This is a genomic window from Vibrio galatheae, from assembly GCF_000967545.1.
Taxonomy (GTDB): domain Bacteria; phylum Pseudomonadota; class Gammaproteobacteria; order Enterobacterales; family Vibrionaceae; genus Vibrio; species Vibrio galatheae.
In genome coordinates this window covers 1-13504 of sequence record NZ_JXXV01000021.1, presented here as the reverse complement: position 1 = coordinate 13504, position 13504 = coordinate 1, and the positions used below count along the sequence as shown (strand labels likewise).

15 protein-coding genes and 1 riboswitch are annotated in these 13504 nt (G+C 43.1%); of the genes, 3 read left to right on the top strand and 12 right to left on the bottom strand.

What is annotated here, in order from left to right:
* Positions 1-311 precede the first annotated feature (311 nt).
* The 11 genes from TW81_RS12815 to trmA all read right to left on the bottom strand — a co-directional run bounded on the left by TW81_RS12815 (position 312) and on the right by trmA (position 8719).
* Positions 312-518 (bottom strand): hypothetical protein, encoded by a 207-nt coding sequence (locus TW81_RS12815; protein ID WP_156980968.1) that lies wholly within the window; start codon positions 516-518, stop codon positions 312-314.
* A 245-nt stretch (positions 519-763) separates the two neighbouring features.
* The gene (locus TW81_RS12810; RefSeq protein WP_045956124.1) at positions 764-991 is read right to left on the bottom strand and encodes a hypothetical protein; all 228 of its coding nucleotides are present in this window, start codon (positions 989-991) and stop codon (positions 764-766) included.
* Positions 992-1038: 47 nt separating this feature from the next.
* Complete coding sequence (locus TW81_RS12805) at positions 1039-1407, bottom strand: hypothetical protein (RefSeq protein ID WP_045956123.1); 369 nt, start codon at positions 1405-1407, stop codon at positions 1039-1041.
* 30 nt (positions 1408-1437) lie between these two features.
* Entirely contained in the window at positions 1438-2172 is a 735-nt protein-coding gene (locus tag TW81_RS12800; protein ID WP_045956122.1) for a WYL domain-containing protein, read from the bottom strand.
* A 319-nt stretch (positions 2173-2491) separates the two neighbouring features.
* Positions 2492-2935 (bottom strand): DUF2787 domain-containing protein, encoded by a 444-nt coding sequence (locus TW81_RS12795; protein WP_045956121.1) that lies wholly within the window; start codon positions 2933-2935, stop codon positions 2492-2494.
* A gap of 46 nt (positions 2936-2981) precedes the next feature.
* Positions 2982-3419, bottom strand: a complete 438-nt coding sequence (locus tag TW81_RS12790) for a DUF2787 domain-containing protein (protein WP_045956120.1) — start codon at positions 3417-3419, stop codon at positions 2982-2984.
* A complete protein-coding gene (gene radC / locus TW81_RS12785; RefSeq protein ID WP_045956119.1) occupies positions 3416-3889 on the bottom strand; it encodes a RadC family protein in 474 nt (157 codons plus the stop codon). The genes TW81_RS12790 and radC overlap by 4 nt, the downstream gene beginning before the upstream one ends.
* Before the next feature lie 291 nt (positions 3890-4180).
* Complete coding sequence (locus TW81_RS12780; protein WP_052706216.1) at positions 4181-5446, bottom strand: hypothetical protein; 1266 nt, start codon at positions 5444-5446, stop codon at positions 4181-4183.
* Between the two features lie 141 nt (positions 5447-5587).
* Complete coding sequence (locus TW81_RS12775) at positions 5588-6709, bottom strand: ImmA/IrrE family metallo-endopeptidase (RefSeq protein ID WP_045956118.1); 1122 nt, start codon at positions 6707-6709, stop codon at positions 5588-5590.
* 2 nt (positions 6710-6711) lie between these two features.
* The gene (locus TW81_RS12770; RefSeq protein WP_045956117.1) at positions 6712-7398 is read right to left on the bottom strand and encodes a hypothetical protein; all 687 of its coding nucleotides are present in this window, start codon (positions 7396-7398) and stop codon (positions 6712-6714) included.
* 211 nt (positions 7399-7609) lie between these two features.
* Positions 7610-8719: a tRNA (uridine(54)-C5)-methyltransferase TrmA gene (gene trmA, locus TW81_RS12765; protein WP_045956116.1), complete on the bottom strand. Its 1110-nt coding sequence runs from the start codon at positions 8717-8719 to the stop codon at positions 7610-7612.
* A 190-nt stretch (positions 8720-8909) separates the two neighbouring features.
* Positions 8910-9111, top strand: a riboswitch (cobalamin riboswitch).
* Positions 9112-9166: 55 nt separating this feature from the next.
* Between trmA and TW81_RS12760 the strand changes: the two genes are divergently transcribed.
* The 3 genes from TW81_RS12760 to murI are packed head-to-tail and all read left to right on the top strand — an operon-like array spanning position 9167 to position 12611.
* The gene (locus TW81_RS12760; protein WP_045956115.1) at positions 9167-11044 is read left to right on the top strand and encodes a TonB-dependent receptor domain-containing protein; all 1878 of its coding nucleotides are present in this window, start codon (positions 9167-9169) and stop codon (positions 11042-11044) included.
* Positions 11045-11092: 48 nt separating this feature from the next.
* Positions 11093-11764 carry a Dph6-related ATP pyrophosphatase gene (locus TW81_RS12755; RefSeq protein WP_045956114.1) on the top strand — a complete coding sequence of 224 codons (672 nt, stop codon included), beginning with the start codon at positions 11093-11095 and terminating at the stop codon, positions 11762-11764.
* A 46-nt stretch (positions 11765-11810) separates the two neighbouring features.
* Positions 11811-12611: a glutamate racemase gene (gene murI / locus TW81_RS12750; RefSeq protein WP_045956113.1), complete on the top strand. Its 801-nt coding sequence runs from the start codon at positions 11811-11813 to the stop codon at positions 12609-12611.
* Here murI and TW81_RS12745 read toward each other — a convergent pair.
* Positions 12577-13029: an RNA recognition motif domain-containing protein gene (locus TW81_RS12745; RefSeq protein ID WP_045956112.1), complete on the bottom strand. Its 453-nt coding sequence runs from the start codon at positions 13027-13029 to the stop codon at positions 12577-12579. The two genes, murI and TW81_RS12745, sit on opposite strands and share 35 nt — an antisense overlap.
* Positions 13030-13504 lie beyond the last annotated feature (475 nt).

The window sequence follows — 13504 nt, the reverse complement described above, 5'->3', positions numbered from 1 at the left end:
TTAAGTCTACCGTTACAATATGCGGGATGTTCGTGAAGGGGTTGTGGTTTAGGTTTCAGCATCGAAAGAAGAAACCTGATCCCACTACAGGATCAGGCTCGTGATATTCCGTATCAGTCCGATTGAATTATCCACCCTAGTCACCAGTGTAAATCACAGGGTTAAATCATATTTAAATCGGACCTCCTAGCGGAGCTATCTATATGTTTAGTTACACTCGGTGAAAAACGGCATCATTTTCGGGGTGCTGATGTGGGTAAGGGTTCTTGGTTTCGGTGAAATTGAAGCTTTCTAAACACCAGATGGTCAGCCTAGACTTCTACTTTAGAATAAATCACATAATTATTATTTATGGCAGCAATCTTTATTACTTTACCTTTTGGTAATACTTGATTCTCTGTGGTGGTAGCACTTGAGTACATAGATAGTTTTTCGATCGCAATTTTTAGAGCAGATAAACCGCTTCGTTCTGCTACTCCATCATGACCCTGCAATATAATGTATGTTTTTTCGTTCATCACCACCATTAACAAGATACATATTGGGTTCTTTAAAATAGGTCTTGGTATCGTTATCCAATAGCTCGCAGTTCGCTGTGTTGACACGAGATACGCCGAAGAACATGTCTGAAATAGACAAGACCACATCTGTACTTAATAGTGTTTTTATAAATAACATATATCTTCAAATTGATGCATTGAGACAAAAAAGAATGGGGAGCGTGATTGCTCCCCATTGACATTTTTTACCGTTGCTGGTGGCATTACTTTTCTTTGATGGCTTCACAGCCTTCAGGAACTGTGATGGTTGAGGCATCCTTACCTGCCTGTTGCGCCGCCTTTACATCCATTTTGTATTGAGTGCATTTGCCCACACTGACGTTGACTGCACCCGAATCTGCGGATGGGTTGCCGCCCAGAGTTCCACCAGCAAATGCGGAAGAGGTTGAGAAAACTAACGCTGTAGCGATAAGTAGAGTTGACTTGTTCATGGTTGATCCTTACGAGTTGGTTGAGTGTGTTATTTGGGAATTGGAAGTTAGAAGTTGTAGACAAATGTGCCAGCGCTGGAGGTGACTTCGATTTCTTTCACGCTGTCCACGGTGCAGTTGTTGCTGTATCCGGTGTAGGTTTGGCCGAACTGCAATGAAACGTTTCTTGATAGCTCGGAGGTTGTGCCTGCGGGTAATCGACAGTTGCCACGGTTAATCACTACATTGCTTACTACGGTGTTGTCGGTGATGGCTTGCACGTCAAAGACCAATGTTCCCCAGTGAGGGTTAGCTGATATCGATACTTCAATATCAGCCGTTGCTGCTTGAGTCTCTTCTTGGTCGCCACAAGCGGTGAGCCCGATAAACAGCACGCTCATAGCGACGTATCGGACTAGGGTGTTGATTAATGTCATAACGGTGCTCTCCTTATCGGTGAGTGAAATTCAGGACGTTCTGATTCCATCGTGTTCACGCATGAACCGCTCAAGATTGAAATCAGTGGGATAGGTAAAAGAAAACGTCGATACACTGGCCTCATCAATCAAGGGCAAGGCGAGGGTACGTATCGTGTGTTGACCAGTTAAACGAAAGAGCAGCAAGAGCGCGTCACACTGAACCGAGAGTCCCAGTGGCTCAATGAGCGCCTTCTCTTGCTGCAATACTTGGCTAGATATCTTGAGCATACGGTTGTGCAGTAATGCTGTGTGTACCGCATTCAACACGTGCCGTTGCTCGTCACTCCACTCGCGAATATTGGGCAAAGCGACATGTACTTTTGCTAACCATTCTTGCTCTTTTGAATGTGCTGAAGCTATATGGGACAAGGGTTTGTCTCTCTCCGAGGAGGACCCTTGTCCATAATTCAGTGCATCAGGAACCAGCGGCAGTAAGTACTTGTTGGTCAGTTGCCAATAGAGCATTTCTTGCTTGTTGAGTTTCAGTAATTGCTCTGAGGTTTTCCGATAAACATGGGGCATGCTCATCGAATCACACTCCACGTTAAACACCTCCACAATGATGTCATCGAGGTAGCGTTTAATGCTGCGCGTGGTGCGGTGGATATCGAGTAGGGCTAACTGCTGCTGCAACTCCCTAACGGTAATCCATCGATGTTGAGGAATAAGCATCAGCGTGTGCAGCAAAGCGGATAACCCTTCAATGCTGGTTTTATTGCTCATGACTACGCTCTCAATACATCAAAGCTCCAAGACCGGAGGTGGACATTTAATGTCGGGAGAGTAGAGGTGAGTCAGACACATAATGTCCAACGGTGAAAACAGCATCAATCGGCAACACCAAAGCGTGAGCCGACTAACATTAACGAGGCTTATGCTTATCACTGAGCTCTGCAATCGCTGCTAATAACCCAATCAACAGCACCACCAGAAACCCTAAAGTGGATAGGGCACCAATGGCACCGAAGAACGGAGAAAGTGAGAACAACGTAATGAGGGCAGTGACAAATTTTATTGTGTTGAGGAGAAGGGAAGTCATGAGCTATTGAGGGGTAATGGTAATCTCGTTGTAGGCGTCCATATCGACATAGGCAAGAAAGCCGCTCTCCCATAGCTGATAGAGCTCTTTAGCATCACGGCTACCTTGCATCGGCAGCCAACCACGATAGGCCACAAAGAACTGTCCTACTCTAAAGTCAAAGTCTAAGTTGCGCTCTAACTCTGGGTAATAGTTGCCCATATAAGCAAAGTCGGTGATGTACTCAATGCTCCATTCCTCTGTTGAAGTTTGGCAAATCGCCATCTCAACCGGATGGAAGCCGCCGTCATCCGCGCTGTAACTTTTATCGCGAAAGTTAAACACCAGATAACGGCTGGTGGTCAGCGCTTCATTACTCAGAAAATGAGCGGTGAGCTGCTCACTTAACAGCTTATGCAGTTTCTTTGACACAGGTAGTAAGGATGTTGTGAAGGTTAATTTGGACATAGTGAGTCCTCCTTGTTTCAGGATTCAAATAAGAAATGAGAGAGAGTTAGTGGAATGTGCCGACCATTGTCAGTTGCACGTCATCAAAGACGTTTCTGGAAAGGTGACGAGCAAAGGCTTTCATCCAGACCGAGAGCAGCTCTTGTACCTCAAGGTGGGATAAATCAGTGCTTCCCACATCGGGTTGATAGCACCAGCGATTAGCAAGGTGAAAGTACAACTCAGGTTCAACGGTTGTGCTGTGGTCGTCGGGATAAGAGAAGCTGGCAAAGAAGACCACCAGCCAAGGGCTTGAGACTGCCTCACGTTTAAGTTGTACCTCTATCGGATGCAAACCTTGTCGATGTCGGCAGTAACTCATTTGGCGACAGTTCAGCACGAGTCTCTCGGCGTTCTCTGGGAGAGTGTATCGACTCAGAAGTGCTTCCAGTGACGTATGTAAAGCGTCATCAATAGAGAGCTCACCATAATGTTGCTCAATCATAACCATCCCCTTTCAGCAAACGAGGTGCAGGTATCGCCTGTCACGATATGGTCAAGTACGCGAACATCCACAAGCGCGAGCGCATCTTTGAGTCTGTCGGTTATGCGCCTATCGGCTTGAGACGGCGTTGAGTCTCCAGATGGATGGTTATGGGCAAATATCACCGCTGCGGCATTCACTTCTAATACCGCTTTCACCACTTCACGTGGGTAGACGCTGGCCGCATCGACGGTTCCTTGAAACAGCTCTTTAAACTCAATTAGTCGGTTTTGGTTATCCAATAGCAATAAGGCAAACACTTCACGCTCATAGCTACCTAGCTTACAGCGCACATACTCTTTGGTGGCATCTGGGTTGGTTAGGGCATCACCACGCACGTAGCGTGTTGCCAGTATCTCAGCGGCGTGCTCTAGGATTTCATTTTCCTGATAGCGTTGCTGCTTTTGGTAATCGGAAGTTTTGGGGTTCATTTCAGGCTCCTGTCGGAATCAATGATGGGGTTTCACATTGATGATATATGCCTGAAAATTTTTGGATTGAGAGAGAGGTGTGAGTATGTAAGTCTACTTTATTAGTGAAGCTAAGCTATTGTTTTGTTGTATTAGCAAAAGATAAGGCACAGGTGTTTGTATGAGATAAGAGAAGAGAGCATAGTGTTACCCTTAAAGACTGAGCTACCAAGTTTTATTTATTCAATGAATTTAAGGTGTCATCTATTGTTCATTTATTAGCTCATTGTGCAAAAAATAGTCTATTTTAAATTATTTTTCTTTGTATCGCTTAAAAAGAGATTTGGATAAAGAGAGACCTAGCACGGTTATCAAGTAACATAAAGAAATATATATTACCTTCCACAGTATTTTTAACACGAGATAAATTATTTGGGACAAAGATTTAGCTGAAATTAATGCCCATGAAGGGGGATTAACCCGATCATCTTTCACCATCGATCTTGATGCATTCGCTAGTTTTCCGCCAGCAAGGAACGCTAAGAGTAAAAAAACGAAGTAGCGAGTATTATGCCCTTGTTCAATTTCATGTATTCGTTGTTCCGATTTTTGCATAGACTCGTAAGCGTGCTGAACAGCAGATGCATATTTGGATGTTGGAAATACGATCAGATTGCTCATGTCCTCTAGTGCTAACATTGAATCCATAGGAATGGTTTGGCATTGAGGTTTTTTTTGAGATTGAGAACATGCCCAATTGTTGATTGCAGTAATTTGGGTTGCTAATTTTGGATCGTTGGCAAGCTGGGATATCAAATATGGAGGTTCAATTTTTGCTCGAAGGTTACTGTCAAGATCTAAGTGGTTAAGTATGTTTCGTTTGATATTGGGGGCTTTTGCACACAGAGAAGGAGACAACTCTTTTCCTTCGGGTTGTGAACACAGTTGTTCTAAATTCTCTCCACCGGTATATAAGAGTTGCAGAGCTTTGACCATACGATTATCTGCTTCCTGTAGATCTGACCGATATGAAGGTAGACCGGAATCAACTACAAAATAAAGAGCGGCGATTAACCCAAGAGTATACCAAATGTGGTCAAATGCATTCTTAAATGTGTTTTTCTTCCAAAATGAACCGATAAGTAGGATTACTGACCAACCGGCAAGAAGACTAATGAATAAATTTGCAGCCGCAGACTCCATACTACCAGGGAAACCTTCTTCAAAGCGGAAGATTTCTGGGCCTAAGTTTATGATATCTGGCAGGTAATCTAATAAGCTAAGTATGCCAGGTAGGGCCCATAAAATGAGACCGGCTACACCGAACCACTTATTTAGATAAAAGCATGCACGAACATTTATTAGAAAAACGAAAAGTAGAATTACCGTAAGGATCAAAGATAGGCCAGCAACCCCTATCGTTGGGCTGAGATTTAATGGATAAAAAACATTTTCGCCCACCTGTACTGGCTGTGAATTTATAAATTTGAAAAGCCCTAATCCTTCAAGATTCTGAGCTAGGCCCCAAGATGCTAGATGGCAAAGTGATAAGTAAGGTAGAAAAAAATTTAGAAGCATTTGGTATACAACTTAAATTAAAAAAGAGTTAATCAATCACAGATGTGTAGCAGCACATGATAACTTATCATTAAGGATGTTGATTTCGATAGCCTTGATGAGCAAGAAACACTCATCAAGGACTATTTTAGTTTTAACAATTCACCTAACAAGTGAGAGTTTTGCACCACCTTTATTGTGTGGTTCTATTGAATTTTGACTCACAATAGATAAATTGAAAAAGCTATTGTTGAACGTGAGGCTAGATATTTCGTCAAGAGGAAGCGCTAATTCTCTAGCGATATCAGCCCGCCTTACTCCTCTATCTTTAAGGGACGCAAACACTTTTTCTAGGAGAAGAGATTGTTCTCGTCTCTCTAGTCCAATTGGTTCACTAGAGCGATAGCCTTCTTTGTTTGCTTGTATTGTTAGTTGTCGGTATTGCCACTCTGTTAAGCAGTTCAAGTCATATAGGCGTCGAATCATTGCCATTGCAGATACATGCCAGTTCTTTTTAAGCTCAATAATATCAGTTAAAGAGGCATTGCCATTTGGACGAACTTTTGAAAGTACACTCCCTCTAGGCATTAGAAATGCTGAAGCAAATCTATCGGCCTCTAACTCTGCTTCACGTCCTTTGTTTTGGCTACTATGCTTATGAAGAATTAAGTGCGCAAGTTCATGAGCTGCATCAAACCTACTTCTTTCTGGCGTTTTAAATTGATTAAGAATGACAAATGGCTTTTCACCTTTCCAAAAAGAAAAGGCGTCAACTTCTTTGCAATCTTCAGATAGTGAAAATACTCTAATCCCTTTAGACTCTAGAAGGTGGACTATGTTTTTTATGGCAAGTTCACCTAGCCCCCACATATCACGTAGCTCTGAAGCTGCGGCTTCAGGTTCATGTCGATTATCGTGAGAGTAATCTGGTAAGTCTACTTTAGGGAGCTTACTAAATTTACTATCAATCCACTCTGAGAGCTCGAAGGCATTGATACTGGCAGACTCTGTCGCCAGTTTTAGTTTACTAGATAGTGTTGTAACCGCTCTGTAACTGATTGATTCAGAACTAATAATCTCTGTGGATTTTTTATAAAAAAATTCAACGGGATATCCAAGGCATTGCGCGAAGCTCTCAATCGTTCCCTCTTGCAGCTCGAATAAAGGTTGATTGCTTTCGTACACCGAAATGGTTTTTGAGCTTACTCCTACTAAATCAGCAAATGCTTTCTTGGTAAGTTTGCGACGCTCTCGCGCTTGTTTTAAACGTAATGGGTTAAACATGGTTAGTTAAATGAAATATCGAGATCAATATCTTCTGAGAATCCACTCTCAGGGCTCTCACCTGTGTCAATCAATAAGCCTGAATTGAAGTCGGTCATGTCTATCATGAAGCGTTTGCTAAACCCATTTACAAACCCTTTTTGGGAACAAAAGATAGGTTTAGAAAGCTCTGCTTTGACAATCAGACCTTCATCTTTAGATTTTTCGACATTAAGTAGTAAGAACCATACATCAAATGGACATAAATTGTTTGAGGAATAGTTTGGTAGCTCGTCAGCGAACATATCAATTTGATTGATATCAGCAGTTGCTAATCCAAAATATTCTTGGGATCGAGGTCCTTTAGGTCTCATCGTGGAAGGATAACCAGATGGTAATCCGGCTTGTTCATCCCCACGGCAGATATGAATTGCAAATTTATTATCATTATTTGCTGTTAATTCAATGTTATATGGTGATTCTTTTTTAAATCCAAAAGGTTTTAAAGACTGCCGTAAAGCTAAGGTGGCTTTAGCCGAAATTGTATAGCCTCTGTAACCTGCTGGTTCATCACTAGTGGTGTTATTGTAGTGAGCAATACCTTGCTGAATTGCATGTTTGACTTGTTGGGTAGACAAGTTTTTTTCATTCAGAAACATTTCTAATGTTTCTGGATTTGTATCTAGGGTTACAGAGTTTAAATTTGTCATTATAAGTCTCTTCTCATTTCACTTCCTATATCTTAAACTCATTTGAGGTGAAATAAAAGGAAGTGAAACGGAAAGTTTACTTCCTCTTTATTGTAAAGTTTAGTTTCTATTACTAACACTACAGATAGCAATAGAATAGAAAGCAAGGATACCCCGTACCCCACGCCGTACCCAGAACGATTTTTCCTATAATTGAAACCCTATTAAGCTCTTATTTTATGCGCTCTAGCAGTACACCCGCTTCCATGTGGTGGGTAAATGGGAACTGATCGAACAGGGCAAAACGGGTCACTTTATGTGTCTCACACAGCACATCTAAGTTCTCTTTAAGTGTGTCTGGGTTACACGAGATATACATAATGCGCTCATAGCCTTGAACCATTTTGCAGGTATCTATGTCCATTCCTGAGCGTGGTGGATCAACGAAAATCGTGTTGCAGTTGTAGCTATTCAGATCAACCCCTGCATCTTGTAAGCGTCGAAATTCGCGTTTGCCTTCAATCGCTTCAGTAAATTCTTCTGCAGATAAACGTAAGATCTGTACATTATCAATCTTGTTAGCCGCGATATTGTACTGCGCAGAAACAACCGATGGCTTTGCAAGCTCAGTTGCCAGAACGCGATCGAAGTTTTGTGCCAGTGCGAGTGAAAAGTTACCGTTGCCACAGTACAGCTCCAACAGATCGCCTGTGCTGTCTTGAGTGCAGTCGACTGCCCACTCCAACATTTTTTCGGCGACTTTGCCATTTGGTTGAGTGAAACTATTCTCGACTTGTTGATAGACATAAGGCTTACCATGAACATCTAGTTTCTCGATAACGTAATCGCGATCGAGAACAATCTTCATTTTACGCGCACGGCCAATGATGTTGAGGTTGAAACCTTCGTCATTTAAACGTTGCTTAAGTGCTTTTGCATGGCTTGTCCATTCGTCATCTAACTGGCGATGGTAAAGTAGCGATACCAAAATCTCGCCACTCAATGTAGATAAGAAATCGACTTGGAACAGTTTGCGACGTAAAGATTCGTTATCTTTCATCGCATCTATAAGCAACGGCATGAGATCATTGATCAAACGACTGGCGGCTGGAAATTGATCGACACGGTACTTCTCACGAGTCTGTTGGTTAAACATGATGTAGTACAGCTCGTCGCCTTCATGCCAAACTCGAAACTCTGCGCGCATGCGGTAGTGCTGTTCTGGCGACTCAAACACTTCCAATTCTGGCACATCGTACGGCGCAAACATCTCATTGAGACGGCCGATTTTCTCTGCCAGTTGTTCTTGGTAGCGTTGCGGGTTTACATCAAGAGTCGCCATGATTATTACCTTAGGTTAATACCTGTCGAGGTTGTATTTAATTTAAGAGCGCAGATTTTATTCAATCTCAGCGCTATGTCCAGTCTTGTCCGCCCTATGCCTTAAAGATAGTGTGTAAATCACCATTTCGTCGCTTTCGCCTAAATATACAAACCATCAATATAGACTGGACAAATTATCAATAGCTTAATAACATCAAGGCCAAGCTGGTGCTGTCTAGATGTATAGATGGCTGAAAAGGGAATCTGGTGTAAATCCAGAACTGACGCGCAGCGGTAAAAGAGAACGAAAACTCAAATGACACTGCATTGAGATTGATGTGGGAAGTCGAGTGATTAGGCGGCGATGCCAAGCTCTTAAGTCCGAAGACCTGCCAGCGGCTGAGCAGTGGTAATGGAAGCAAACTCTCCATGCTCGGTAGGACTTACGCGATTTAGGATTACAACAATGAACCGATCTATTTTAGCGATTGCTGTGGCATCGCTACTTCCGCACACTTCATATTTACACGCACAAGAAACCTCAGCAGACGAGACTATGGTCGTTACCGCAAGTCGTTTTGAAAGTAAAGTGAGTGATTCGACTGCGCCTATTTCTATCGTCACCAAAGAAGAGATAGCGGCAATTCAGGCTGTTTCATTGGCTGATGTATTACAGCGCTTACCAGGAGTTCAAATCGTCACTGGGGGGGGCTATGGCAAATCCACAGAGATATACGTGCGAGGAACCTCAAGCAGACATCAGCTTTTCCTTATCAATGGGATACGTATTGGCAGTGCCACTCTAGGTAGTGCAGACATCAGCCAAATACCTTTGAACGGTATCGAGCGCATCGAAGTGATTCGCGGGCCACGAGCGTCAGTTTATGGCTCTGATGCAATTGGTGGTGTTATCAACATTATTACTACTTCAAACGTCGACCAAAACAGTGCGCAAGTGGGAGCGGGTGTGGGCAGTCATGGCTTTTATCAAGCGAACGTATCCGGTCAAATCCAGTTTGGTGAAAAAGGTTGGGGACGAGTGGCTGTTAGTACCCAGGCTAATGATGGGTTTTCAGCTCTACCTTTACCATACGAGCAAGATGATGATGGCTTTGAATCTAATGATGTCAGTCTAGAGCTAGGCACTCAGTGGGGGGATTACGTAACAGCGCGAGTATTCGGAACTCTGCATGACGGCAATGCGGAATATGATGCTGGTGGCTTTTCTGCACCAACCTACACAGTGTGGGAGAACTCGCCTAATCGTCGCTCTGAGTCTGACAACTACAACGTTGCTGCTAAGCTAGATTATCAACGTGATCGCTTGGCTTCTGAATTGTCTATAGCCAAAAACCGAGATAATTCAACTAACTTAGATGATGATGGCTACAACAGTGTGTTCAAAACGGAAAGAGTGGTGATTAACTGGTTTAATCATTACCAAATCAATGAGCAATTCAAACTGGGAGCGGGATACGAGCATCAAGATGAAGAAGTTTACACCAATGGTGACGCCTACACGCTTGATGAGCGGAGCAACGACGCACTCTATGCATTACTGCAATATTCCGCTGATGCTTGGGGGCTCGAAGGTAGTGCGCGAACTGATGACAGCGATGCCCATGGTAGGGAAAATACTTGGCAAGTTGGCGCCTACTATACGTTTATACCTCAGTTAACGTGGTCCGTTTCAACAGGGACGGCATTCAAAGCGCCAACCTTTAATGATCTTTACTATCCAGAAGACAGCTGGGGTAATGTGGGTAATCCCGATGTGAAACCGGAAAAATCTCAGCATATTGAATCGTCATTATATGGTGTGATAGCAGATGTGTATTGGCGAGCAACGGGGTATAAAACCTCGATAGATGATCTCATCTCGTGGGAGTTTGATTCTGCGACATTCAAGAGCATGCCGGAGAACGTAAACAAAGCCGAGATCAAAGGCTTTGAGCTTGAATTGGATTTCTTTACTGGCGATGTGAACCACACACTAAGTTATGATTTTACTGATGCGAAAGACACTGAAACGGGTAAATACCTTGTTCGTCGTGCCAAACATAATGCTAAGTGGAATATTGCTTATTTGGTTGAGCAGTGGCGCTTTGATCTATCAACACTATATCGAGGCGACAGCTACAATGACAGTGATAACTCTAAACGCCTAGATGAGTATATCTTACTTGATGCAGCAATAGGTTATTCGGTGACCGACAACTTACTTGTTAAGGGCAAGGTGACAAATTTAACCGATGAGTCTTACATAAATCGCTTAGACTACAACGGCTATGCCTACAACACGGCAGGGCGAGAGTTTTATCTTAACGCATCTTACCAATTCTAATCTTCTCAACCGCCTTCGGGCGGTTTTTACTTATCAATGATCTAAGTTATGAAAAAGAACGTCATTATTAGCTGGTCGAGCGGCAAGGATTCAACACTCACTCTAGAGCGACTAATAGATAGCGACCTATACCAAGTGGTTGGCCTTTATACGACTTACGTAAAAAATGAAGTGCCATTCCAAGCGACGCCGATATCAGTTTTGGATATGCAAGCCGAGTTACTTGGTCTCCCTTTAATTAAAATCGAATTGCCTACCGTGTTTCCATCCAATGAGGTATATCAGTCAACCATCATTAATCAACTAAAGGCGAGTAAGATTGACATTGATGCTGTCGCCTTTGGCGATATGTTTTGCAATGGTATTGAAGCTTATCGCCGAAGTTATATCGAACCTGCTGGATGGGAGAGTGTTTTTCCTCTCCTTGGCGAGCGCAGTGCAGATTTAGCGCAAGAAATCATAGAGCGAGGCATCCAAACTTTGGTGGTCACTACTGATGGCGAAGCACTGTCTGCTGAGTACTGCGGCCTGTGGTATAACCAAGCGTTTGTCGATAGCTTGCCAAGTGGCGTGGATCCATGTGGTGAAAATGGCGAGTTTCACACCCTAGTGACCGAAACGAGAAGTTATCAAGGTAAGATTGCGTTGACTTTAACTCACCAAGAGCAACAAGAGCGTTTTACCCATCAACGCTATCAGGCGCAAAGTTTGCCAAAATAGCGATAGAGAGTATCATTGCCACGTCGTAAAATAATGAGCCAATCAAGTGTCCCAGCAACAAGCAAAAATTCTAATCTTTGACTCTGGTGTCGGAGGTCTATCTGTCTATAAAGAGATTGAGACAAAACTTCCTCAACTTGATTACCTCTATATATTTGACAACGCTGCCTACCCTTATGGCGAACTAGATCATCAAACATTGATTGTTCGTGTCGATGCTTTAGTAACTTCGTTGGTTGAAATGCACCAGATTGATTTGGTCGTGATCGCTTGCAATACTGCCAGCACAGTAGTACTTCCAACACTGCGAGCCAAACTAGCGATACCGGTTGTTGGTGTTGTTCCTGCGATTAAGCCAGCATCGAACCTAGCGAATAAAGCGGTCGGATTGATCGCCACACCAGCGACGATTACTCGACCTTATACTCATGATCTGATTCGCGACTTTTCGCAAAGTAAGCCCGTTGAACTTTTAGGTTCGACCCGGCTGGTCGATATGGCTGAAGAAAAACTGCGCGGCAACCCCGTTGATCTCGATGAATTAAAGCAGATCCTTGCACCGATATATCGCCACGTTGACGTGGCGGTGCTGGGGTGTACCCATTTCCCTCTCATTAAGCCAGAAATTCAACAAGTGCTATCAAGTAATGTCTTGCTGGTGGACTCAGGCGAAGCGATTGCCCGCCGAGTGGCCGACTTATTAAAAGAAAGCGTTGCGGCGCAAATAAAAAGAGAAGGGACAAAAGAAATTTTATCAACTGCTCCCCCTTGGGATGAGGGAGCATTGAATATCGCATTACGTCAACTTGGATTTAGTCCTGTTCAGCACTTTCCGCTTGAGATTTAGGATCATTCGCGATGCGGACTTTCAGAGTACGCTGCATATAATCCTTTTCATTCAGTGCATCGATAGCTGGTTGCGCGTCAGCTGAAGCCATGACAACGAAACCAAAGCCTCTTCTTTTGCCTGTGCGCTTATCTTTCATCAAACGAACGGCAAAAACTTCACCATGCTTTGCAAACAGCTCCTTTACATGTGATTCATTTGCTTTGTAGGGCAGGTTACCTACATATAGCGTCTTAGTAGAAGGGTCATCGGATAGATCTTGTTCTTTGGTATCGGTGTTAGAAAGTTTAAGGATAAAAGCGGAAGCAACAACACCTAGAACAAAGCTTAAGGCAGGAGAGACAGCTACCTGCGAAAAGATGATGCCACCCACAACAGCCAAGGCGACAATCATTAAGGTCGATTTGTTTGAACTCATATTGGAATACAACTTATTAGGTTTAAGAAAAATTAAATCTATCGTTTACAAAATAGACATTCGAATCTTACGTATATGGTTGTTGTTTTTCCAACCTATTGGTGTGACGTGACTCAAATGTTGAAATTTTATTCTATTTTCAGGGTTTTGATTTGTTTTTGACCAAACGGAAATTAATTTCAAAAAAACACTTGTCATCCGTTCAGACCTCCCTATAATGCCGCCTCACCGACACGGAGTGAGACAAACGTCACACAGCGTGTTGAGATGAGAGAAAAGAAAGTTTGAAAAAATGCTTGACTCTCTCACGGTGCGGAGTAAGATACGCACCCCTAACGACGAGCAACTGAGTTGCTGGGTAAGTTAGAAAAGCTCTTTAAAAATATAAACCTATCAATCTGTGTGGGCACTCGTTGATGATAATCCAATTAGAAATTTCTCTGAATAAAGAGGGGTTTCAAATTAGGTTTCAATG

Excerpts from the sequence above, each read along its gene's own strand:
- TW81_RS12760 (WP_045956115.1), top strand. The coding sequence starts at position 9,167 with ATGAACCGATCTATTTTAGCGATTGCTGTGGCATCGCTACTTCCGCAC.
- TW81_RS12815 (WP_156980968.1), bottom strand. The coding sequence starts at position 518 with ATGAACGAAAAAACATACATTATATTGCAGGGTCATGATGGAGTAGCA.
- TW81_RS12745 (WP_045956112.1), bottom strand. The coding sequence starts at position 13,029 with ATGAGTTCAAACAAATCGACCTTAATGATTGTCGCCTTGGCTGTTGTG.
- TW81_RS12800 (WP_045956122.1), bottom strand. The coding sequence starts at position 2,172 with ATGAGCAATAAAACCAGCATTGAAGGGTTATCCGCTTTGCTGCACACG.
- TW81_RS12805 (WP_045956123.1), bottom strand. The coding sequence starts at position 1,407 with ATGACATTAATCAACACCCTAGTCCGATACGTCGCTATGAGCGTGCTG.
- TW81_RS12755 (WP_045956114.1), top strand. The coding sequence starts at position 11,093 with ATGAAAAAGAACGTCATTATTAGCTGGTCGAGCGGCAAGGATTCAACA.
- TW81_RS12770 (WP_045956117.1), bottom strand. The coding sequence starts at position 7,398 with ATGACAAATTTAAACTCTGTAACCCTAGATACAAATCCAGAAACATTA.
- radC (WP_045956119.1), bottom strand. The coding sequence starts at position 3,889 with ATGAACCCCAAAACTTCCGATTACCAAAAGCAGCAACGCTATCAGGAA.
- TW81_RS12775 (WP_045956118.1), bottom strand. The coding sequence starts at position 6,709 with ATGTTTAACCCATTACGTTTAAAACAAGCGCGAGAGCGTCGCAAACTT.
- TW81_RS12795 (WP_045956121.1), bottom strand. The coding sequence starts at position 2,935 with ATGTCCAAATTAACCTTCACAACATCCTTACTACCTGTGTCAAAGAAA.
- trmA (WP_045956116.1), bottom strand. The coding sequence starts at position 8,719 with ATGGCGACTCTTGATGTAAACCCGCAACGCTACCAAGAACAACTGGCA.
- TW81_RS12780 (WP_052706216.1), bottom strand. The coding sequence starts at position 5,446 with ATGCTTCTAAATTTTTTTCTACCTTACTTATCACTTTGCCATCTAGCA.
- TW81_RS12810 (WP_045956124.1), bottom strand. The coding sequence starts at position 991 with ATGAACAAGTCAACTCTACTTATCGCTACAGCGTTAGTTTTCTCAACC.
- TW81_RS12790 (WP_045956120.1), bottom strand. The coding sequence starts at position 3,419 with ATGATTGAGCAACATTATGGTGAGCTCTCTATTGATGACGCTTTACAT.